Source organism: Bacillus sp. 37MA, from assembly GCF_000372765.1.
Classification (GTDB): Bacteria; Bacillota; Bacilli; order Bacillales; family Domibacillaceae; genus Domibacillus; species Domibacillus aminovorans.
In genome coordinates this window covers 32,946-55,866 of the sequence record NZ_KB889754.1, presented here as the reverse complement: position 1 = coordinate 55,866, position 22,921 = coordinate 32,946, and the positions used below count along the sequence as shown (strand labels likewise).

Annotated in this window: 22 protein-coding genes, 1 rRNA gene and 1 pseudogene; 10 read left to right on the top strand and 14 right to left on the bottom strand. The window is 37.4% G+C overall.

All coding sequences use genetic code 11. The features are described 5' to 3' along the window. Positions 1 to 83 precede the first annotated feature (83 nt). The 4 genes from pfkA to glpX all read right to left on the bottom strand — a co-directional run bounded on the left by pfkA (position 84) and on the right by glpX (position 5,220). Positions 84 to 1,043 (bottom strand): 6-phosphofructokinase, encoded by a 960-nt coding sequence (pfkA, locus tag A3M5_RS0121450; RefSeq protein WP_018395808.1) that lies wholly within the window; start codon positions 1,041 to 1,043, stop codon positions 84 to 86. 244 nt (positions 1,044 to 1,287) lie between these two features. Further along, entirely contained in the window at positions 1,288 to 3,291 is a 2,004-nt protein-coding gene (gene tkt / locus A3M5_RS0121445) for a transketolase (RefSeq protein WP_018395807.1), read from the bottom strand. A gap of 38 nt (positions 3,292 to 3,329) precedes the next feature. Beyond that, complete coding sequence (gene fba / locus A3M5_RS0121440) at positions 3,330 to 4,193, bottom strand: class II fructose-1,6-bisphosphate aldolase (RefSeq protein WP_018395806.1); 864 nt, start codon at positions 4,191 to 4,193, stop codon at positions 3,330 to 3,332. Between the two features lie 49 nt (positions 4,194 to 4,242). Continuing rightward, on the bottom strand, positions 4,243 to 5,220 hold the full coding sequence (glpX, locus tag A3M5_RS0121435) for a class II fructose-bisphosphatase (RefSeq protein WP_018395805.1): 978 nt from the start codon (positions 5,218 to 5,220) through the stop codon (positions 4,243 to 4,245). Positions 5,221 to 5,941: 721 nt separating this feature from the next. Here glpX and rpe point away from each other — a divergent pair. The 8 genes from rpe (at position 5,942) to A3M5_RS0121395 (ending at position 12,921) form a co-directional block, all read left to right on the top strand. Then, the gene (gene rpe, locus A3M5_RS0121430; RefSeq protein WP_018395804.1) at positions 5,942 to 6,607 is read left to right on the top strand and encodes a ribulose-phosphate 3-epimerase; all 666 of its coding nucleotides are present in this window, start codon (positions 5,942 to 5,944) and stop codon (positions 6,605 to 6,607) included. 567 nt (positions 6,608 to 7,174) lie between these two features. Further along, positions 7,175 to 7,537: a winged helix-turn-helix transcriptional regulator gene (locus A3M5_RS0121425; protein ID WP_026221864.1), complete on the top strand. Its 363-nt coding sequence runs from the start codon at positions 7,175 to 7,177 to the stop codon at positions 7,535 to 7,537. A gap of 404 nt (positions 7,538 to 7,941) precedes the next feature. After that, positions 7,942 to 8,583, top strand: a complete 642-nt coding sequence (gene hxlA, locus A3M5_RS0121420) for a 3-hexulose-6-phosphate synthase (protein ID WP_018395802.1) — start codon at positions 7,942 to 7,944, stop codon at positions 8,581 to 8,583. A gap of 75 nt (positions 8,584 to 8,658) precedes the next feature. Then, positions 8,659 to 9,081, top strand: a complete 423-nt coding sequence (locus tag A3M5_RS0121415; RefSeq protein WP_018395801.1) for a cupin domain-containing protein — start codon at positions 8,659 to 8,661, stop codon at positions 9,079 to 9,081. Between the two features lie 160 nt (positions 9,082 to 9,241). Next, entirely contained in the window at positions 9,242 to 10,240 is a 999-nt protein-coding gene (locus tag A3M5_RS0121410) for a heme-dependent oxidative N-demethylase family protein (RefSeq protein WP_018395800.1), read from the top strand. Positions 10,241 to 10,257: 17 nt separating this feature from the next. Then, entirely contained in the window at positions 10,258 to 11,058 is an 801-nt protein-coding gene (locus A3M5_RS0121405) for a dimethylamine monooxygenase subunit DmmA family protein (protein WP_018395799.1), read from the top strand. A 24-nt stretch (positions 11,059 to 11,082) separates the two neighbouring features. Next, positions 11,083 to 12,036 (top strand): PDR/VanB family oxidoreductase, encoded by a 954-nt coding sequence (locus tag A3M5_RS0121400; RefSeq protein WP_018395798.1) that lies wholly within the window; start codon positions 11,083 to 11,085, stop codon positions 12,034 to 12,036. A gap of 75 nt (positions 12,037 to 12,111) precedes the next feature. Then, positions 12,112 to 12,921 (top strand): helix-turn-helix domain-containing protein, encoded by an 810-nt coding sequence (locus A3M5_RS0121395; protein ID WP_018395797.1) that lies wholly within the window; start codon positions 12,112 to 12,114, stop codon positions 12,919 to 12,921. 920 nt (positions 12,922 to 13,841) lie between these two features. Here the strand turns inward: A3M5_RS0121395 and A3M5_RS0121390 are convergent. Beyond that, positions 13,842 to 14,624, bottom strand: a complete 783-nt coding sequence (locus tag A3M5_RS0121390) for a tyrosine-type recombinase/integrase (protein WP_018395796.1) — start codon at positions 14,622 to 14,624, stop codon at positions 13,842 to 13,844. Positions 14,625 to 14,991: 367 nt separating this feature from the next. Here A3M5_RS0121390 and A3M5_RS25885 point away from each other — a divergent pair, with 367 nt between their 5' ends. Beyond that, entirely contained in the window at positions 14,992 to 15,414 is a 423-nt protein-coding gene (locus tag A3M5_RS25885; protein WP_018395795.1) for a PBECR3 domain-containing polyvalent protein, read from the top strand. Positions 15,415 to 15,554: 140 nt separating this feature from the next. Here the strand turns inward: A3M5_RS25885 and A3M5_RS0121380 are convergent, their stop codons facing one another. The 3 genes from A3M5_RS0121380 to A3M5_RS26740 all read right to left on the bottom strand — a co-directional run bounded on the left by A3M5_RS0121380 (position 15,555) and on the right by A3M5_RS26740 (position 16,981). Further along, positions 15,555 to 16,196: a ParB N-terminal domain-containing protein gene (locus tag A3M5_RS0121380; protein ID WP_018395794.1), complete on the bottom strand. Its 642-nt coding sequence runs from the start codon at positions 16,194 to 16,196 to the stop codon at positions 15,555 to 15,557. A gap of 38 nt (positions 16,197 to 16,234) precedes the next feature. Further along, positions 16,235 to 16,723, bottom strand: coding sequence for a hypothetical protein (locus A3M5_RS0121375; RefSeq protein ID WP_018395793.1), 489 nt, complete (start codon positions 16,721 to 16,723; stop codon positions 16,235 to 16,237). Between the two features lie 102 nt (positions 16,724 to 16,825). Further along, positions 16,826 to 16,981: a site-specific integrase gene (locus tag A3M5_RS26740; RefSeq protein WP_353643401.1), complete on the bottom strand. Its 156-nt coding sequence runs from the start codon at positions 16,979 to 16,981 to the stop codon at positions 16,826 to 16,828. On the opposite strand from A3M5_RS26740, the gene A3M5_RS25880 reads away from it, so the two are divergent. Then, entirely contained in the window at positions 16,907 to 17,143 is a 237-nt protein-coding gene (locus A3M5_RS25880; protein WP_196803600.1) for a hypothetical protein, read from the top strand. The genes A3M5_RS26740 and A3M5_RS25880 overlap by 75 nt on opposite strands. Positions 17,144 to 18,634: 1,491 nt before the next feature. On the opposite strand, the gene A3M5_RS0121365 is transcribed toward A3M5_RS25880, so the two are convergent. The 6 genes and pseudogenes from A3M5_RS0121365 to rrf all read right to left on the bottom strand — a co-directional run bounded on the left by A3M5_RS0121365 (position 18,635) and on the right by rrf (position 22,738). Beyond that, complete coding sequence (locus tag A3M5_RS0121365; protein ID WP_018395792.1) at positions 18,635 to 18,883, bottom strand: hypothetical protein; 249 nt, start codon at positions 18,881 to 18,883, stop codon at positions 18,635 to 18,637. Between the two features lie 491 nt (positions 18,884 to 19,374). Beyond that, positions 19,375 to 19,887 (bottom strand): hypothetical protein, encoded by a 513-nt coding sequence (locus tag A3M5_RS0121355; protein ID WP_018395790.1) that lies wholly within the window; start codon positions 19,885 to 19,887, stop codon positions 19,375 to 19,377. Between the two features lie 103 nt (positions 19,888 to 19,990). Beyond that, positions 19,991 to 20,187: pseudogene (locus A3M5_RS26310) on the bottom strand (site-specific integrase); the annotation flags it as partial. Positions 20,188 to 20,417: 230 nt separating this feature from the next. After that, positions 20,418 to 20,729, bottom strand: coding sequence for a YmaF family protein (locus tag A3M5_RS0121350; RefSeq protein WP_051080892.1), 312 nt, complete (start codon positions 20,727 to 20,729; stop codon positions 20,418 to 20,420). A 371-nt stretch (positions 20,730 to 21,100) separates the two neighbouring features. After that, complete coding sequence (locus A3M5_RS0121345) at positions 21,101 to 21,355, bottom strand: hypothetical protein (protein ID WP_018395788.1); 255 nt, start codon at positions 21,353 to 21,355, stop codon at positions 21,101 to 21,103. Between the two features lie 1,267 nt (positions 21,356 to 22,622). Next, positions 22,623 to 22,738, bottom strand: a 5S ribosomal RNA gene (rrf, locus tag A3M5_RS0121330). Positions 22,739 to 22,921 lie beyond the last annotated feature (183 nt).

Sequence of the window (22,921 nt, the reverse complement as noted above, 5' to 3'; positions counted from 1 at the left end):
ATGCTGTAATTGTATCCATCACAACATGACTCTTCATCATATTTTTTATTGCTTCAACTCTAGTTGGCCGAACGGTCTTTAAATTATATAGAAAGGCTTCTTGCTAGATCATAGGTAGCCATATCAAGCTTACGCTTATACTGTAAAGCTTCCTCAAATGGAGTATGTACCAATTGTCCATTTCTTAATCCTACCATCACGCCTGCTATTCCATCAACAAGCAGATCCACAGCTTTTGCTCCCATTTGAGTACTCATCATCCGGTCGTAAGCGCTAGGCGAACCGCCTCGTTGAAAATGCCCTAGGATCGTAACTTTTGTTTCAAATCCTGTTCTCTCTTCAATGACTTTTCCAATTTCGTCACCTTTTCCGACACCTTCAGCAACAACAATAATACTGTGCTTTTTGCCGCGCTTAGCTCCCTTTTGAACACGATCAATTACATCCTCTATGTCATCTATCGCTTCTGGAATAATAATAGACTCTGCTCCGGCACACATACCTGCCCACAAAGCAATGTCTCCTGCATCTCTTCCCATAACCTCAATTACATACGTACGTTCATGAGAGGACGCAGTGTCACGAATTTTATCAATGGCATCCAGAGCCGTATTAACAGCGGTGTCGAATCCAATTGTATAATCCGTTCCAGAGATGTCATTATCAATAGTGCCTGGTATCCCAATGGCAGCAACACCTTGAGCATTTAATTTAGTTGCCCCTTGAAAAGAACCGTCTCCACCGATGACAACCAAACCAGATATCCCTGCATTCTCCAATTGTTCTATGCCTTTTTTCTGGCCTTCTTCTGTCCTGAACTCATCACATCGTGTACTTTGTAAAATAGTACCTCCTCGATGGAGGATATCTCCCACACTTTTAAAGTCCATTGGAATAAAATCCCCAGCAATTAGACCTTTATAACCGTTTTGCACCCCATACACATCTAAACCCTTAAAAATACCTCTTCTAACGACTGCTCGAATAGCAGTATTCATTCCTGGTGCATCTCCGCCACTCGTTAATACAGCAATTTTTTTCATCGCTAGTTTCCTCCATACTATATAAATCTTATGCGCTTGCCCCTAATGGATTTAACATAAGTAAATGTTTAAACATAACTTAATATTTTGTTTAAAAAAGGGCAGGCTCACCTATTGGTGAAGTCTGCCCAAAATCCATACCAGCTTATTTATTAAGCTATTTGAATTTGAATTCTAAGCCGTAAACGTTAGTATCGTTTGGCCCTTTCGTACTTAAATCAAATCGCTCATAATGCAACGAATTTTAACGTAATTTTTTAAAACGTTCAACCACATTTTCAACTGTAAAGCCATATGCTTCAATGATCTTGTCATAAGGTGCCGAAGCGCCGAATTCATCAATAGCTAAGACGTCTCCGTCGTTACCAGCATACTTATTCCAGCCTAATGATGCACCCATTTCGATAGCAAGTCGTGCTGTTACATTTTTAGGAATAACCGTTTCTTTATACTCAGCTGTTTGTTTTTCAAAACGATCCCAACTTGGCAAACTAACAACAGAAACGTGAATTCCTTCTTCTGCCAACGCTTCTTGTGCTTTAACAGCTAAAGTAACTTCAGAACCAGCGGCTAATAACAAGCCTTCAACATCGCCTTTTGCTTCTGAGATGACATATCCACCCTTACTAACGCCTGCATATGCTGTTTCAGCATCAACAAGTGTAGGTAAATCTTGGCGTGTAAGAACAAGAACTGTTGGTTCGTCTTTACTTTCTAGAGCAAGTTTCCAAGCCGCAGCCGTTTCATTTGCTTCAGCAGGACGGATAGTAGAAAGTCCAGGCATTGCTCGTAAAGAAGCTAAATGCTCGATTGGCTCATGCGTAGGACCATCCTCACCTACAGCAATACTATCATGTGTAAATACATACGTTACCGGTACCTTCATTAAAGCTGAAAGACGAATAGCTGGACGTAAATAATCAGAGAATACAAAGAATGTAGCTCCAAATACTTTTACTCCTCCGTGAAGAGCCATACCATTGAGTGCAGCACCCATTCCAAATTCACGAACACCAAACCAGATATTACGACCGCCATAGTTTTCAGCGCTGAAATCAGATTCACCTTTAAGGTATGTTTTATTTGAAGAAGATAAATCAGCTGATCCCCCAAATAACTGAGGAATATTTTGAGCAAGACCATTTAATACATCACCGCTGGAAGTACGAGTAGCAAGCGTGTCTTCTCCTACACGGTAATTTGGAACATTGGCATCCCAGTTTTCAGGAAGATCTCCACTTATTGCGATCTTTAATTCTTTTGCAGCATCCGGATGAAGTTTTTCGTATCGAGCGAACAATTCGTTCCACTCTTGTTCTTTTTTCTCAGATGCTTCTTTAAGTTCAGCAAAATATGATTTTACCTCTTCTGGAATATAGAAGTCTTCTTCATAATTCCATCCGTACTGTTCTTTTACAAGTTTTATTTCGTCTTTACCTAGAGGTGAACCATGCGAATCAGACTTACCACCTTTGTTTGGTGATCCATAACCGATTACTGTTCTAACCTCAATTAAAGTTGGCTGGTTTTCATTCGCTTTTGCTGCACTTAAAGCTTCTGCAACTGCTTTAGTATCATTTCCGTCCTCAACACGGAGTACTTGCCAACCGTATGCTTTAAAACGATCCTCAACGCTTTCACTAAATGACTTATTAAGTTTGCCATCAAGTGAAATATCATTTGAATCATATAGTACAATTAAACGTCCGAGCTGAAGGTGACCTGCTAATGAAGCTGCTTCTGCAGATACTCCCTCCATTAGATCACCGTCACCACAAATGCTGTATGTGTAATGATCAATGACATTTAAATCATCAACATTATACGTAGTGGCTAAATGTCTTTCAGCCATTGCCATCCCAACAGCCATTGAGATACCTTGACCAAGTGGTCCAGTTGTAGCATCGACACCCGCCGTATGTCCGAATTCAGGATGTCCTGGTGTTTTACTACCCCATTGACGGAATTGTTTTAACTCTTCCAATGATAAATCATGGCCTGTCAAATGCAGCAAGCTGTATAGCAGCATTGAACCATGACCTGCAGATAACGTAAAACGGTCACGGTTAAACCAATTCGGATTACTAGGATTATAGTTCATAAACTGTGTCCATAGAGTGTGAGCCATTGGAGCAGCACCCATTGGCATACCCGGGTGACCGGAATTCGCTTTTTCAATTGCATCGATTGAAAGGGTTCTAATCGTATTAATAGAAAGTTGTTCTACATTTACTTTTTGTTCAATCATCTTTTTTCCCCTATCTCTTCATAGATTACTATTATTAATTAAGCTTTACCTGCAGAACCAAATTCACGCATTTTTCCACGAACTGTTTCTTTAATCGCATCGCGAGCTGGGCCGAGGAATTTACGTGGATCGTATACTTCACCATCGTTATTCAACACGTCACGAACAGCTTGAGTAGAAGAAATTTGGCTTTCTGTATTTACGTTAATTTTCGCTGATCCAAGCGAAATGGCTTTTTTAATGTCTTTTGTTGGGATACCTGTTCCACCATGAAGTACGAGAGGTACACCTGTTAGTTCCATTACTTCTTTCATACGATCAAATCCAAGGTTAGGTTCACCTTTATACGGGCCATGTACAGAACCTAATGCAGGTGCAAAACAGTCTACGCCTGTTTCACGAACCAATTGATCACACTCTGAAGGGATCGCATAAAATGCATCTGCTGCATCTACAGTAAGATCATCTTCTTGTCCGCCGATACGACCAAGTTCTGCTTCAACAGATACACCAACAGCATGTGCAATTTGTACAACACGTTTAGTAAGTTCGATATTTTCTTCAAGTGGATGATGAGAACCATCGATCATGACAGATGTAAATCCAGCATGGATAGCTTGTACACATTTTTCAAGGCTAGAGCCGTGGTCAAGATGAATAGCTACAGGAACTGTTACATTATATTCTTCCATCAATTCTTTTACCATTGTCACGATTAATTTAAAACCGCCCATGTACTTAGCAGCACCTTCGGATACTCCAAGAATAACCGGTGAGTTTTCTTCTTGTGCAGCTTGTAAAATCGCTTGAGTAAACTCAAGGTTATTAATATTAAACTGTCCTACAGCATATCCTTCTTCTTTTCCTTTAATTAACATTTCTTTCATTGATACTAATGGCATATGATTCTCTCCTTTTTATATGGTATTTCTTTTTTATATGGTATTTCTTTTATGAATGGTACGCTTCAACAAATTGGTATAGTTCCGGGTTCCCACTGACTGTTACAAATGAATGTGACTTTGTTAAATTAGTATTTGTTTTTTGAATACCTTTTAATAACAAGCCATCGGTAATTCCTGTTCCGACAAAAAAGCAATCTTCAGATTTCACAATGTCATCTAATGTTAAGGCTTTTTCAGGATCAGTTATCCCCATTTTAATACAGCGTTCAACTTCTTCTGGTTCTTGAGGAGCCAGTTTACCTTGGAAATCTCCGCCCATACACTTCAGTGCAGTCGCAGCAATAACCCCTTCTGGAGCGCCGCCCATACCGACCAATATATCACCATCGATCTCATCAATTGCGGTAGCGATTGCACCATTCACATCATTATCAGGAAACAGCTTAACTTGAGCTCCCGCGTCAAATACCTGTTTAATCAAATGATCATGCCGTGGTCTATCTTGTATCATTACCGTTAAATCTTTTATGTCTTTACCTAAAGCTTTAGCAACCGATATCATGTTTTCTGTCAAAGACGCGTCTATGTTTATAGAGCCTTTTGCTTTTGGCCCGACCGCGATCTTATGCATATACATATCCGGCGCATGTAATAAACTTCCTTTAGTGGAAACGGCAATGACTGTTAATGAATCATTTTGTCCTTTAGACATCATCGTTGTCCCTTCAACTGGATCAACCGCAATGTCTACTTCGGGACCTTTCTTCGTTCCAAGCTCTTCACCAATGTAAAGCATAGGCGCTTCATCCATTTCACCTTCACCAATAACAATCCGGCCACTCATGTTTATAAGGTTCATTTGATTGCGCATAGCTTCAGTTCCAGCACCATCTGCTTCAATCTTGTTTCCTTTGCCGATCCAAGGATAAGAAGCAATAGCTGCTTTCTGTGCTACAGTGAGAAAGTCCATAGCTAGTGTTTGAATACCTTGTTCAGAAACGATATCTTTTTTCAAATCATTCATCTAGGTCACCTCCTGTTTAAGTGTTACTTACGATCAGTTACAATGTTTTCAAATCGAGTTTCCATCTGTCATAGTATCTCGAGTTTCCACCTGTACATACATAGTATATCTTGTCGTTTACACATCTGTAAGTACGCACTTTGTCAACATATAGTGTCAAGAAGTATACTTTTGATCCAATTTTCCGAAAATTCGTACTTAATAATAGCTGAAATAGTACTTATTTAAAGGTTTAAGTCGAATTCTGCCTGTTTTGAATTTTTTTTAAAAAAAATTCAAAAATCCAATCGTTTAGTGTTTTTAGTACATAGATTTTCCGTTTAATTAATTTTTATGAATTAAAGAAAGATCCCACTATTCGGGAAAATAAGGTTTATTTATTTGATTATTTATGTAAGCATAAGTTCAACCGGGATAAGTACTCTGAATTTTTTTAATATTTTTAACGCTCCTAATTCGATAGCTAAAAAAGAGTTGATTCAAAGAAAACTAATATGTAATTACAATCTAGTAAAAATGGAATTTTAGTAGGTTTAGTTATTTTTAGTTGATACGAAACGTATAGCACAGTAAAATAATTGTACTCTATCTAGAGTACAATTTTAACACATCGCTATTCAGCGAGGAAACAAGCCACAATAACTAAAGTAAATGCTTTTTATGCAAGCCTTTACAAGATAGTCAATGTTTTTACTTTTAAGAAAATTGGAGGATTTCATTTATGATTAAAATTGCACCTTCTATTCTTTCAGCTGACTTTGCGAAGCTTGGAGAAGACATAAAAGATGTTGAACTCGGCGGAGCTGATTACATCCATGTCGATGTTATGGATGGACATTTCGTCCCAAATATTACCATTGGTCCACTAATTGTCGATGCGATTAGACCCATTACTGATTTACCGTTAGATGTACATTTAATGATCGAAAATCCTGATCGATACATTGATGCATTTGCAAAAGCAGGTGCCGATATTATCACTGTACACGTAGAAGCTTGCCCTCATCTACACAGAACGATTCAATTGATCAAATCAACAGGTACAAAGGCTGGGGTTGTATTAAATCCACATACACCTGTTTCTACCATTCAACATGTGATAGAAGATATTGACATGGTATTGCTTATGACAGTGAATCCAGGATTTGGTGGGCAATCGTTTATTCACTCTGTTCTACCTAAAATCAGAGAAGTTGCTGATCTTGTAGCAGAGAAAAACTTAGATGTTGAAATTGAAATAGACGGTGGAGTAAATCCCGAAACAGCCAAACTTTGTGTCGAAGCAGGGGCCAATGTTCTTGTCGCTGGTTCCGCGATTTATAATCAAAAAGATCGTGCTGAAGCTATTCAAGCCATTAGAAACAGCGTGAAATCAGCTACAATTTAACCTTCCTACATGTTTATTGGCGGTGGATCTGGATCAGCAAATTCATATGACGGGTCCACTGACCTATTCTAATTGTATACTTTTTTTCTTTGTTACATGCTAGTCATGTTAACAAATTCGCCAAGTGTCTTTTTCCTAAAAGCCTTGGCTTTTTCTTAAATTACAGTGTAAGGAAAAATAACCTTGATTGATACGCTGTTCAAAATATTGATTAGCGTGGTATGAGACGGGTACAGAATTGTAAACATAATTAAAGAACCGATGTGCACCACCGGGGAGTGATAATACAGTATCCTACTGCAAGATCATTGTATTTTATCCGAATAGTTTATTTGATTTTTAAAAATAGTTATCCTATAAACTTCATTTCCTTCCTTCTAAAATAGTCAGACTTTACTTGATTTGCATCACTGTTACACAGTCATGTTTAATTAACCATTTGTCCTACATCTATCAATTTCCACCTGTACAGCTTCTCAATTTAGAATGTATAATACCCTTCTAGAAGCATCCACCTATTAAAAAAATGGTTAAAATGGTTATATAAGTAATTAATTATCTTTGGAAATGGAAGTGATAATAGTGATAGAGCTTTGTGGTAAGTCTTATAACTGCGAAAAAGAATTAACCCTTTCTGTTATAGGGGGAAAATGGAAGATGCTGATTTTATGGCACTTGGGCAAAGAAGAAAAAAAACGTTTTAATGAATTAAGATCTCTTATGCCAGGTATCTCTCCCAGGATGCTTGTCAGTCAATTGCGCGAGTTAGAAGACAATTTTATCGTGCATCGTGAGGTGTATGCTGTAGTCCCGCCTAAAGTTGAATACTCGCTTACGGATCAGGGTAAAAGTTTAATGCCTATTTTGGAGGCTATGTATAGCTGGGGGAAAGATTATATGGAGACGGCCAATACGGTAAAAACCAGATAAATAAAAATCACATACCATATTAACTTTAGAGGGGATTATTGACTTTGTTAAAAGTAAATATGTTGCTATTTTTAATAAAAAAGCTAACAAAGGTTTTATTAACCGAATTAAACATGCCTCATAACCGTGTGTGGAATCACTAATGGCGACTCGTACACACGGTTTTTTTTATCAATTCTATTCCTCTATAAGTATGTGAATACGTTTTTGTATTTTTAAAATACTTCATCCCTTTCACACAAAACCTCCTCCCTACTTTTCTAATTTCAAATCCAAAAGTATATTTTTTATCACTATATGCTATAAAAGTGCGTACTTTGTTTTCTGAAGATTAGCACTTATAATGAATCTTGTACCAATATCAATCAAAAACTAACAAACAAATTAGAAGGAGTGACATATCCATGAAATTACAATTAGCACTTGATCTTGTCAACATTCCAGAAGGTATCGCAGTAGTTAAAGAAGTAGAACAATTCGTTGATGTCGTTGAAATCGGCACACCGGTTATTATTAACGAAGGCCTTCGTGCAGTAAAAGAAATGAAAGAAGCATTCCCTAACTTGACTGTTCTTGCAGACTTGAAAGTAATGGATGCAGGCGGTTATGAAGTAATGGTAGCCTCTCAAGCAGGCGCAGGTATCGTAACGATTCTTGGCGCAACTGATGATGCAACAATCAAAGGTGCTGTAGAAGAAGCGAAAAAACACGGTTCTGAAATCTTGATCGACATGATCAACATTAAAGATCTTGCAAAACGCGCACAAGAAGTAGACGCACTTGGCGTAGATTACATCTGTGTACATACAGGTTATGATCTTCAAGCTGCAGGTGAAACACCATTTGAACAACTTAACACAATCAAAAGTGTCGTGAAAAATGCGAAAACAGCAGTAGCAGGCGGTATTAAATTGGAAACGCTTCCGGGTGTTATTGCAGCACAACCGGATCTTGTTATCGTAGGCGGCGGCATCACAGGCGCAGACGACAAACAAGCAGTTGCGGCAGAAATGCAACGACTCATTAAAGACGCAGTTACAGCTTAAATTTTAAAAAACACTTTTACATGTAAGACAAACAAAATAAATAAAACACTAAACTTATAGGAGTGTAAAATAAACATGAGCCAATCAACAGAAACAAACAAAAACCAATTGAGCCAAACACCAGGAATCCAAATCTTTAAAGCAGCAGATTTAGACAAATTGTTTCCAAAACTAGATGTAGGTACTATCATCAACCAACCAGGAGTAAACAGCAAAATCGTTGATGTACCAGTAAATACAGCATCAAATCCACTTACAATCGGCTTCTTCTCAATGTCACCAGGGGAATCATTTGATTTCTTATACGATGTAGTAGAATACAAAGTCGTTACAAAAGGAAAATTTGTTATCCGTGACAAAGAAGGCAACCGCTACGTAGCAGAAGCAGGAGACGTTATCCTCTTCTCACCAGACTTCCCAGTTGTATTTGATGGCGAAAGTGATGGAGAAGCAATCTACACGAAACATGCTGCTGCTCTTCCAGCATTTATGCAATAATCAGCTTCATTAAAGCTGACGTTTTGAAAAGTACTATCTACTGTAATTACAAAAAATATACTGATAATGTAATGATAAGACATTCTATAAGGATCTATTCCTTGTAGAATGTCTATCGTTTTCTAAAAAACACTTATATTTTATGAAGGAGGAAAAAAGAATGGATAAAGCTACTCCTACCCCTGTAAAAGTCGTGAAAGTTCTAGATCAGCCTATATTAGACCGTTTTCCGTGGCCATTTAAGTCAGATTTTCATGATTTTTCTAATAACTCCATACCACTTGAGCCACCGATTATGCTAGATATTACTCCTGAATATGTTGAAGAAATTAAACTGAAAAGGGAGCTTCTAGACAGCAGAAAAGAGCAAACGTATCGATCTGTTTCTCATTCTTTTGAAGCGCAATGGGAAATTTTAGAGATGACTATGAATGAGATGGCATCCATTTTTCCTGACTATTTCAGTGTTGTTAAAAACGGAAATGAGTGGACATTCCAGAATCACATACTTGGAGAAGAACAATCTTTTACTTTCGGAGATAATTCAACTTTACCGTATGAGCCGTTAGACTTTATAGGCCGCCATGTTCAAGCAGATTTGATTTATCTTGCACAAAGAGATGGAGATCTTTTCTTAGACGCTGGACAATTATGTTTTCCAGCCAATTGGTCGCTTAATTTCGATTTCGAGATGGATTTTATGTCTATCCATTTTCCAGTCCCATCACGTTTTACGACAACCGGTTTAGCTGAGAAAATTCGTAATTTTATTATGAGAATGGAGCCTGGAAAGCCATGGACTCGATTTAACTGGACAGTGACTGTTGAGCCAACACTTGATACATCTCCTGAAGCATTTGATGAATGGGGAGTAAAAAAAGATGATGTAACAAGTGAAAATGCAGGAGAATTGGTTTATTTCAGGGTAGAAGATCAAAAACTCTTTCGACTTCCGCGCAGCAATGGGATTTTATTCAGTATCCATACACATTTAATTAGACTAGATGAATTGGTTAAAAATCCGAAGTGGGCGAAACAATTAAACAATGTATTTATTACTGTGGCAGATGATATAGGCGAATACAAAGGCTTCCTTTCCTACAAAGATAAATTAATAGCATATTTGGAAAGCACGATAGAAGAGACTTCTTCAAATTAATCAAAGGGATGAGGATATTGAATACAGTCCAAGGCAGAGTCATACAAGAAGAGAGAGCATTTGATCAAGGGTATGTAGCAGAAGTAGAATTGCTGGCAGGTTCTAATACTCAAATGATTGGTATTGCGAACCAGATTACATGCAACGACACTACGTTCGAGCTTCCTGTTTATTTAGTTGAAACAGGTAAAAAGGAAGGAACATATCGCCTTTTAATTAATACATCGGCGTATCCCGAACAAAAAAGAGCAGAATTAGTGGAACAGCTTCGAGGCCAAGAATTCAAGTTGGCCGTTGAGGAAGACCCATACTTTGAACTTCACCATGATTGTCAAAAAATGCTGATTCTAATTGATCAATCGGCCCTTTTTGATAGTTTAGCTGATATTGATTTTCTTGCATTAAAAAATATAGAATTCAATGTTTTTGTGAAAGCGAAAGAAAAAGATCCTGTGATGGATTATCTTCAACATAAGCATGGAGATCACATCGTAAGTATCTCATCTTTTACAGATGAAGACATACAATCCATCTTGGATAAACAATTAATGGGTACAAAGCTGTTTATTTCTGGAACGTGGTCAATGGTTCAGGATGTTAAAAAAATTGCCTATGCAGCAGGTTTTACAGACGAAGAGATTCAAACTAAACAAATCGGTGAAAAAGAAGATAAAGTATACTGCGTGAAATGCTACAAATTCAGTAAGAAAACAAAAAGTAATAACCTAACGTGTGAACATTGTAATACCCTTCTTGACGTTTCTGAACACTATTCAAAAACATTAGATGCATACTTAGGTTATATTCATGTTGACTAAGTTTAGAAAGGAGAGTTGACAAAATTGAATACTGCTATAATTGATGTCATTGTAGATAAAATCAACGTTGAATCCCCATCAGTTAAAAGTTTTCAGTTAAAGGCAGCAGATGGATCTAAGTTGCCGCATTTTAGCGGAGGGTCTCATATTACGACGAGGGTTCAGAGTGAAAAAGAACTACTTGAACGGCATTACTCATTAACAAATGATATAGATCAAGATGAATACTATCAAATTGCTGTCGGCCGAAACACACACTCAAAAGGTGGATCTGTATATTGGCATGATAATATAAAAGAAGGGGATCAACTAGAGATTAGTTATCCAAAAAACCATTTTCCACTTAGCTTTAGAGCTAAGCATCATGTCTTTATTGCAGCAGGTATTGGAATTACGCCGTTTCTTGCTATGGCGTCTAGTTTGAAAAAACAGGGAAAAACATTTGAACTACACTATGCCGCTCCATCAAAAGAATTGTGTGCGTTTCATTCATTCTTGTCGTCTACTTATCCAGACGAAACCAACTTCTATTTCTCGAGAACAGATCGAAGAATGACAACAGAAGTGATGAAGAACCAACCGATTGGAACCCACGTTTATTTTTGTGGTACTGAAGGAATGGTAAGAGAGTTTTCAGAAGCTGCAAAATCATACGGATATCCTGAAAGCAGTATTCATTTTGAACTTTTCACGCCGCCAGATTTTGGTCCGTTGTATGCTTTTGAAGTGAAATTGAATCAAAGCAACAAAGTCCTTCAAGTTCCTGAAGGAGAAACTTTATTAGATGTTTTGTTGGAAAATGGTATTGATGCACCATATTCTTGTAAAGTTGGCGGATGTGGCAGCTGTCAAGTGAATGTGTCCGAAGGTGACGTTGATCACAGAGATGTATTCCTTACGGATGAAGAAAAGAAAGAATCGGATGTCATTTTGACATGTGTTTCACGTGGACATGGCTGCGTGTCTATAGATTTGTAATTTAACTAAAAAGCTTTGAGGCATTAGTTAGTATACACTGTATTGAATATGTATGAATCAGAGGAGTGAAACAACATGAAAGCCCTTACTTATTTTCCTTCTCAACCCGAAGTTCAGTATAAAATGGAGGAATACATCGAGCAGCGACCATTAAACCGTCTTATAGGTAAAGATATTGCCTTATATTATCAGTTTAAAACGCAAAAGGAATCAATAAATCCATTTGCCCTTATACCTGATGGTTGTTTTGACTTGCTGTTTTGTTGTTGTCCAAAAAATCCATCTATTTTTCTCTGGACCAGTCCAATGGAGCGGAGAGAACAGCAGTTGAGTTTTCAAAAAGGCTGTGAATATTTTGGCGTTAGATTCCAGCCTGAGCAAGGGCTTCTCAAAATAAATTGTTCAATGAGGGATCTTCTAGGCAAAAAAATACCTTTAGATGATATTATTTCTGTAGATTCTTTCTTTATGGAAAAGATATTAAAAGGCAATAGCTTTGCTGATAGAATACATCTCTTTGAATTATTTATTAAAGGGATAACACCTCAACCTCATTCTCAAAATATTGTAGGTTATTGTATTAACCAAATTTACTTAGCTAATGGAAACATCAATATTAATGATTTAACAGTAGATACCGGATACTCAGATCGTTATATACGTAAAAAATTTGAAGAGTCTATCGGCTTTTCGCCAAAGCAATTTAGTGAAATTGTTAGATTTCAAAATTCTTTGGCCATGATTTTTGAAAAAAATCATCATAGTCTAGCGGATATTGTTTATGAAAACGGGTATTATGATCAAGCACATTTTATTAAAGGATTTAAAAAGTTTGTTCATTTAGCTCCAACTCAGTTCATAGGAAGTCTTTATCAGCAATCATAAATCTTTTCATTAAGAATGTGTTAAGAGAGAAATCACGCCGTGCTGCGCATGGTTGATTATTCAGAGAATCATGTAGTCTTAACACCTGATTTTATCTGTTCTTAATTATTCATAAAACGACTTTACGATCTTTAGAATTTCTTCGATTTTGTTGTCAAAGAATCTAAAATTTATAATATGGCTGATCGATGTTTCTTCATGTTTCAACCTAGCAGCGATACAGTGTGAATATCTAAAAAGATGATTGACTTGCTGCTAACTCAAAAACTGAAGTAATACCGATTAGCCTCAATTTTATAGATGACGATACGAATACATTGTTCCAGCTTAATTTTCATGGGTTTATTTTTAAACGATCACTATACTTATTAACGTTTAAAGCTCTTTAAAATATATCATTGTTATTATGTATACCTGTTACTATCATCAAATAAACCTTAGTTTGCTTATAAAAATATAAATATTAGTTTAGATTATGTTGTTTGTATAAACTTTCTCTCGCCTCTATTATTTTTTTGAGTAGCCTAATGGATGTATACAGTAAGTAACCTCAACGCTTAAAGATAATTGCTGCATAATAAATTTTAAGGAATATTATTTGAATTTTGCACATAATGTTAAATTCAAATAATATTCCTTAAAACAATGAGTATACAGGAGACTTTAATCAGAATAATTAGATGACTTTAAGTGGGATTTGTTTTTTGTCGGAGGACTTTTATGCGTTATTGTAGGGTATATGGAATTATTAGTCCATTTCTTTAATGTAATAGTTCTTGAACTAACGAAATGCTTTAGTAAAAAACAAATCTGGACTTATCTCTTTAATTCCATAGATAAGTCCGGATTTTTATAATTGAAAGTTCTTAACGTTGTAAATCCGAATTTTCCTGACGCCACCCCAAATATAGTCCATACTCTTAACTTTTCATATAGACCTCTGCTAAGTCCCACCGATCCTTGCCATGACCGATCTCCGAGTGCACAGTATTCACCACTTCTCGCACTTTTTTAAACAACTTCTTGTCCTCCTTACTCACCATCCCGTAATCTGCTTGTTTTCTCTCTGTCCGATTCGTTAGAATCCGGTGCAGCATTCTATCTCCTCTTTCATTTAATCCCTGGTCTTTCATCAACGTTTCTACGCGCTCCCGTGCGTATGCATGACGAAACCCGTGACAGCCTCGTCTATCCTGAGCAATGTCTGCTTTTTTACAGGCCAAATTTACGGCCCTTCGGATCGTATCTGCTTTTATCGGCAAAACCTTCTGTTCAGGGTCTTTTCCATGAAGCATTCGCTCCATTTCTGGTTCAAATGCTTTTGGCACAGGCGTTTCACGGAATCGGCCACCCTTTGTGATGCCACTCCCATTCTCGATGCTTAACCGCCAGCCATCTTGGTTCCGTACAAAATGCTCAACACGCACGTTTGCTGCTTCCTTTACCCGAAGCCCCAATTCCCGCATTAATCCTACAGCTTGTCGCACAGCATCCGGCACGTTATTTCGAATCGTTTTATACTCCTCATCCGAATAAGAGCGATTCTCCGCCCGTTTTAACTCCTTGTATGCGGTAAGACGCTTTTCCGGTGTAAAGATAACCTTTCCTTTCCCAAAACGCTCAGAACGAGCGTTTAACCCTTTTTGCAAGTGCCTCAAAGCCGTTTCCACATTTCGACGATGCCCCGCCCCGGTTCCCTTCATTTTCAAATGATCCAGATAGGCTTTATAGTGCTGTTCCGTTAAATGAAACAGCTGCTTAATGCCATACGTTTCTTTTGTCCATGCGGCAAAATTCTGACAAGCATTCAGTGTATGACGTTTCTGCTCAATCGAATGAATCCCATGCTGCTCTTCCTTACGCAGAACTCTCTTTGATTGGCCAATTGTTACAAGACGTATTGATCGAACGTCTATATACTTTTAGGAGATCCAAACATTTAATATGCCTGCCGTATTTAAAAGTCCATGTAGTTTTAATGACTCAAATGTAACTAGAATCACTTCACCTTCAATCCATCCAATTCGAAGTAAGACATTCTTAAAAGATGATAAAGGAGGGAACCGAAGAATGAGACGACGAGAAAAAATTGGTTCAATTAATGAAATTGTAATCGATACGTTAAATTTGCCTATACAACCGAACACTCCCATTTTTTCAGGGGAAACCAACCTTATAAATATGAGGGAGGATCACCCAGAAGATTTTGAGAAATACGGAGATCATTTAACAGAGATAATCTCTTCACCCGATTACATTTCCCTACATCCACGCCAAGGATCTATTGAGTATATTAAGCTCTTTTACGATGAAAAAGAGGAAGAACGCGTTCTCGTAGCCATCCGCAACAGCAAAAGTGGCGTTTTTTTTGCCCGTTCTTTGTACGTCATGGGTAAGGATACAGTGCTAAAATACAAAAAAAATGGATCATTCAAGGAATATAGAAAGGATGAAATGAGTAAAAAAGAAGCTAGGTCCTCTAAGGTACCTTAATTGACCTCGCTTCCTTTCCCAACCATAGAATCAGTACTGATTTTTGTACTGTATAAATGGCTAACGGATGCATTGTTTTTAAAAACAAATCCCGATTTTATCTCCTTGTTTCCTAGATAAATCGGGATTTACATACTTTTCTATATGCTCTCTACGCTTATTTTCTCATACGCCACAGGGACAACATCCATTTTCACTTTTTTAGCCACGACATAGCGTCTGTAACCGTCTGTGAGGATCTTTGTCTCCCGATTAATCATGATCGGCTCATCTAAATGGCCTGTCCTTTTGACATAGTCTATAACTTGCTGCGTTTTTTCAGCATTCGGTCGTGAATGTAAAAATTCTTCAGGTATACGAATCTGTTCCAGCGAAATGAAATCCTCTGTTCCTTCTGGTCCTTTCGGCTTCTCTTCCACCTTTACTTCTTCTTTCACAGGTACCGACTCCACTTTAACAGGATCTTTCTGTTTTTGTTTTTCAGGAAGGATGGACACTTGAAAGCAAGTAACCCCAATTTCACCTGGGCAATCATCTACTGGTACGTCCAATGTTGGCTCCCCTTGCACCATAATTTTTTGTGTTTGGATGTTATCTTCGGTTAATCCGGCTTTCTTTAACTGTTTCTGATTAATAAATACGGTATAGGTAATGGTGGAGCTACTCGGGAGTCCCTTTGGAGGTCCTGGGGATCCACTTTCCTCCATGTCGAAGGTATAGTAAGCCCCTTTCTCTCGTAATGGACTCACTGGCTTGCCTGTTAAGGTAATCTTATGCGGCATTTCATCTCTTCCCTTCTGTATTCATTTTCAGGGTACGATTATATCAGCCCTTTATCCTTCAATACCGAACGAACAATTTCGTTCATAAGATCCGATTTATTGCCGTGTTTCACATTATCTAAAAAATCAATAATGTCTGTGTTCCAATAAAAGCCCCTGTATACTCGCTGCTTGCTATCACGTTCATTCTGTATTAAGAGCTTATCAATAGAATCGTACTCGCTTTTCACTTTGTTATTGCTCGCTATTTGCTTGCTAGTAGCTGTTTCTTCACTATTATTATTGCTAGTAATATGATTTACAGAGCTAGCTTTTTGCTTGCTAGGTGCTACAAAATCATAAATACTTTGCTCTAAAACCCGTTTGTCTCCTTCATAATACCATCCTTTTTTACCATTAATCGAATAGCATCCTGCCACTTTCAATGCTTTTGTGGCGGGTAACTTGCCTATTGTTAATTGGTCCCGTGCTATCTCTGCCAGTGACATCGTTGTTTGAGTGAGTTCAAGTATTTCACCGATTTTCATGGGAACACCTCCTGCCATAGACAGTTCGATGCCAAGAAGATTGATCCTGCCTGTATTCTCAATCCTATATCCTTTTCTTTCAATCGGGGGTAGGGGCACTTCTTATAAAGAAAAGGTTTCTAATACCTGATCCACCATGTCATCATTAATGCAAATATACCGAAGGGTAGCCGAGGGGCCCGTATGGCCAAAGATCTGCTGCATCATGGCCACATCCTTTGTCTGCTGATAAAAGTGATAGCCAAAGGTCTTGCGCATCGTATGGGTGCCAATCGTGCCTTCAATCCCTCACGCCCGTGCAGCCCCTTTAATGATCCGCTACACCGTTTCACGACCGATTGGACCTTTTACCTTTCTAGAAGGAAAAAGAAGGCCGGAATCGGCCATCTGGTGTGTATATTTCTTGATTTCTTATTTTAAAGCGCCTGTCATGCAAATTTTTCGGATTTTTCCCGTTTTTCTTTCTTTGATTCGAAGATGTTCCATATTCCTCACGTCTATGACCCGGAGTGACACGATATCGTTGATCCGTAGGCCCGAATTGATGCCAAACGTAAACAAAAGTAATTCCGGTACGACTGATGCAACAGATATTTTTTCATTGCCCGGATCTGTTCCGGATCGCGAATCGGCTCCACACTGTTTTGTCCCTGTTTTGCTGCCATAAAAGCAATCCAATTCCTATTCATTATGTTGTATTGGTATTGTAATTACATTTAAAAAGGGATAGACCTAGTTTTCAGATATACTTATTGACAATTTCTCGACATCTTTAAAAAGTCTATTGAAGTAAGAAATATCCGGGTGTAGTCTTTAAAAATAAAAAATAGAAAGAAGATTGTTAAATTGAAGAAGCTAATACTTCTCTTTGCAGCAACAGTAATCGTAAGCTCTATTGGACACCAAATAAACGGCGGATATGTGGACCCACGAAAATCTCGCCCTAAATATAAATATACTCGCCCTAGTTATATTAACCTGAAATAAGATACATTGCGTTTATCAGCTTGGTTCCTATTACTGTTTGTTCTCACACTGGTTAAAGGACCTTTAATTAAAGGTTCTTTTTTAGATTCGATACCTTATTCTCTTATAGAACTAACCTGCCCCGTTATTTCTATAAGAGACGTTATAAAAAACTCCCCTGGCTGCATTCAAGAAGAATCAACATATTTTTATTTTTTGAAATTAAATATGAAGAAAAAATGAGCTGCAATAGAAAAACAAAGGTCAACGCTGTGTCATCATGGAAAAATTTACAGGTCTACACCATGTCAACAGTACCTCAGTTTGAATCAACCGTGAGTCAACACTTGAGAGGTTTTCTTGTACCCATTGTTTTGTCAGGCTTTGCCTGACCTCACACCATCGGTGGGGGCAAAAACCCCTTATGCTCATGCTAACTCTTTAAACCAGGCCATCCAATCTAAAGGTCGATAAGGCCTAAACATAAGTAATCAAAAAATAATTCAAACACGAGCAAACAAAAAAGGAAAATCGGATACGAATTTTAAATTTTAAAATCAGAAAATAACTTTTATTCAAAAGAAGATCCAACCGTTTCATTTTTGAAACGGTCTGTTTTTATTTATTGATGCACAATTAAAAATGATCATCAGCAAAACATTGTTTCAAAAAAAGTGAATGGGATTTGCATTTGACCATTTAAGAATTATTGATCAAACCGTTTCAAAAATAAAACGGTTTGATCAATAAACTATTTCCGGCACTTCATTTTTTTGTTTTTTTCTTCAGCAAATCATTTAAATTGAAGTGGAGAAAATAAAACAACTTACATTTTTATTCTTAGTAAAGATCCTCAAAGAAAACTTCTTATCATTCCGAACGAAGAAAAAATCATGAGGGGTGATGCAAAACATGAACAACTAAGAATCAAAAAATGGTGAACCTTTACTCTTCAATCATCGACTCTAAAAATAAATTCATGCGTTCAATAGACTCATTGAATAGTGCCATCAGCAACGTATTTTTTTCAATGATGTTCTGTAAATGCACTTCTCGATTTGTTTCTTCACGATAGAAAGCCATCGTTTCTATTTGATTTTTTAAAAATTCTTGTCTTGAAATACCTTGCTTCTTAGCCACCTCATCCATTTTTTTAATTGCAACCGGATCAAGATTTCGAATCATAATATCCATTTCATCAGTCCTCTTTCAAATTGGATAACCCAATAATGATAATGATATGAGCATAAGGGGTTTTTGCTATCAAATGGGTGATAGGTCAGGCAAAGCCTGACAAAACCGTGATATCACGAAAGTTGCGAAAATGTCCCCACCATGTCCCCCTTTTTTCGAGGCATGTCCCGACTACGTCCCCATCATGCCCTTCCCATGTCCCCACTGCGTCCCCCTATTTTTTCTCAGCTTTGCACACGTTTTTAAATGTATCTTGCTGATTTTTATAGCTGTATGGTGTTTAAATATTGATTATGTTTTAATAGCCTTGTTCCATTACTGCCGACCAACATAGACAGTCGACAAGCTTCAACAAAGCTAAAAAGGGACACTCTTTTTTGTTTTCGACAGATACAGTCCACGAAAAAAACGATGAAGTATAGGACGATTTCACAGCATTTAAAAAAAGAGACAGCTAATAACCGGCATCTTTTTTTAAAAAAATGAACGTGTTAGCGTATGTCATGCTGCCTTTCATGAAGAATCGCTTCCAGTTTTTCTTTTTCTGCGAGAAACATTTCATCATGATCCGTGTCCAATTCTAGTTGTTCCTTACCTTGCTTTTGCTTCAAAAACCATTCCGGAAGTTGTTCTGTACGAATAGATTCTTTACGCGCCATAAAAACAGTATCCTGTTTTTGGCCGACCGTTTTATGTAAATAAGGCTGGTCTTTCTGTTCCTGCAACAATCTAAACTGATTGCGAAGCGTGCCAAAGAAATAGCCATCAAAAGAGCTTTTGATCCGGTTATGCTTCTGAGCAAAGATCGTTTTTTTAAACGACTGAACAACAATGGGGAGGAGTTCTTCCAGAGATACTTCTAGAGAGCTTTTACGATAAGCTAGTTGAGTTTTGCCCCATAAACGATAGATATCCTTTGCTTCATCGAAAAACAGGCTGACGGTTTCGGTAAGCTGCAGCTCTTGTGAAAAGAGAACAAGCTCTTTTCGAATCGAAAGATTCATAAAAGAACACCATCCTTTATCTTATCGTTGGAAAAGGATGGCGTTTTTTCGTTTTGGTGACACCGAAAATTGTTAGCTTGATGGGCATGTGGCCGTACCCCTCTTACAAAGAAAAGGTTTCTAATACCTGGTCCGTCATGTCATCATTAATGCCAATATAGCGAAGGGTCACAGCGCTGAATGGCCGAAGATCTGCTGCAACATGGCCACGTCCTTTGTTTGCTGATAAAAGTGATAGCCAAAGGTTTTGCGCATCGTATGGATGCCAATCGCGCCTTCAATTCCACACGCTTGTGCAGCCCCGTTAGTTCTATAAGAAACGTTATAAAAAACTCCTGTGGCTACATTCAAGAAGAATTAACATAAGTCAAAGTATGAACAATAAAAAAACTCCCCGGATCTTTAAAATCCGGGGAGTTTTCAATACAACATAATTTACTTTATGTTTCATTGGACCTTCATTGATTCATTTAAATATGTTAGGGATAGAACATTATTTATCTTACCCAATCATTTCATTTATTTACAATTTACACAAGAGGTTTTTGGATTAATGTAGCGAATTCAAGCTTATGGACATGCCCATCATCTCGTGTAGTTCTACCTTTGACAAAATGTACATGTTTGCCATTGCCCACAGGAATAGCAGGACCTGTTTCTATTCCGACCTCATGATGATGATCCAAAAAATCGGTATTAGTGAATAGTACATGTACATGACTACCCCCCTTAGGGATCACTTCACCTGTAACCCCCGCAAAACGATGATTATGTCTATCGTCCCCTTCTTCAGCTAACTTAGTGCTGGCTACAAATTCATGCACATGTGTCTGTTCTTGCATTTCTTGCTCCTGCCTATGTTTACAATCACTCTTCCTTTTATCTTTGTTGTGATCTGATTTTGAACTCATAAACAAGCCCCTCCTTTTTATTAAAGGTTACGATACATACTATTTATAATTAATCCAATGTATGTTAAGAACAGCTCTCCCCCTCAAATCTAAGGGGGAGAGTGCAACATAATGCCATTTATTTCATAAACCAAATTAAACATAAAAAACACCCCCTCTGAGGAGGTGTTTAAAAACGGTGCTGTAATTTTTATTTGGAGGAGTAATTAAAACACTTGGTTCAATCTACGCTGGTAAACTCATTATTGTCGCGGCTGTACCTTTAGTGTCCGTTATTATAGAATATCGAGCTTTGAATACAACTATGAAAATAGCTCGATAGGTTCTTTTAAAGGTATTTTACCCTTATCTTTTTTTACATTTATCTTTTCGATGATGATTGTTCTTCTTTTTACATTTATCTTTTCGATGATGATCGTTCTTCTTTTTGCATTTATCTTTTCGATGATGATCGTTCTTCTTTTTGCATTTATCTTTTCGATGATGATCGTTCTTCTTTTTGCATTTATCTTTTCGATGATGATCGTTCTTCTTTTTACATTTATCTTTTCTGTCATGGTGTCCCAAGTAATATTCCCCCTTTCATTTTTACTGTCTTACTCTTATTAAAATATGAAAAAATGCTAGATTTGATTGTAGGATTGTCCATAAGCTTATAAATAAAAGGGACTGTTCTGTACGATTCCCTTTGCTCTAAGGTTGTAGCACCTTGTTTGCCCACTCATCCTTTTTTACATATTACTTTTCTTCATCTTTCTCCCCATAGAAATCAATCACAACAGCTTGAAATTAATTAGGTAAAAAATTAAAAATATGAAAAACAAAGAAATAAAGAGATAAATAATGAAAAACTGAGAAAAATAGAGATGATTTCGTTTTCATTACCCATGTTATCGTTTTCATGGGCTATGTTTACGTTTTCATTGACTTTGTAAAAAAATCCTAAAGAGACGATAATGAAGACATACCAAATAGGAAGGGGATTACCTACATGACTAAAGTTATTACAACTGTTAAAGACGCTATGAAATTGTACGGCAAAGAAATAACAAAAGCGTGGGAAAATGGCTCAATCGCTGACACTGATAAAAAGAAAAAGTAAAAGTTTATCTCTAGGAAATAACAAAACAGGTCAACAAATCGAAAGGAGATTATCCAAATGACTAAAGTTATGACAACGATCACAGAAGCTATGAAAATATACGGTAAAGAATTGACGAAAGCATGGGAAAACGGCACAATCGTTGACAAAAAATAAAAAGGGCTTTAGAAAACACGAATCTTACAAAAATGAATAAAAGGGTAGGACGGATATAAATGATTTTAACTAACCAACATTATCAAAGTGACCCACCAACCGATTCTCAAAAATAAAAAAGAGAATCGGTTTATTTATGTCAACGTGCTCCTTTTGAATCTGAATCCACCTGTCAAGGGAGGACGGAGTCAGATCAAACTCTTCATGAGCGCTTTCTTTGATTTTCGGTTTTGATACTATCGCACCATAGCATCTACTATTTTAGAATCTCACACTTCAAGCAACCGATAAATGATAAGTGATAGGTAGTTCACAAACTGAAAAATTTAGCGAGTAGAATTATTTTCATAAGACTATATGTAAGACTATATGTCGAATTTGGTGTACAATAACCTTCGAATTTGAAAGCGCTTTCTTTTATAATGATATTGGGTGGAGAACAAAGCATTCAGCGTAGACGGGGCTATTGCTATGACAGGAGGATAAAATTCTGTTCTTTTTGCATAAAACAAATAACCATTTTAATGGACAAACAAAAAAGAACAGCTCTCGCTGTTCTTCTCGTTGCCTGGCGGCGTCCTGCTCTCACAGGGGGAAACCCCCAACTACCATCGGCGCTGAAGAGCTTAACTGCCGTGTTCGGGATGGGAACGGGTGTGACCTCTTCGCTAATGCCACCAGACTGTATAAAATGGAAAGAAATTATTCCTTCAAAACTAGATATTATTCGTATAAGTAACCGCCAAACCACGCCATATGGTTGATTCTTGTCTTCCAGCGTCAGACGCTCGAGAGCGCCTGCGCTTTTATTGGTTAAGTCCTCGATCGATTAGTATTCGTCAGCTCCATGTGTCGCCACACTTCC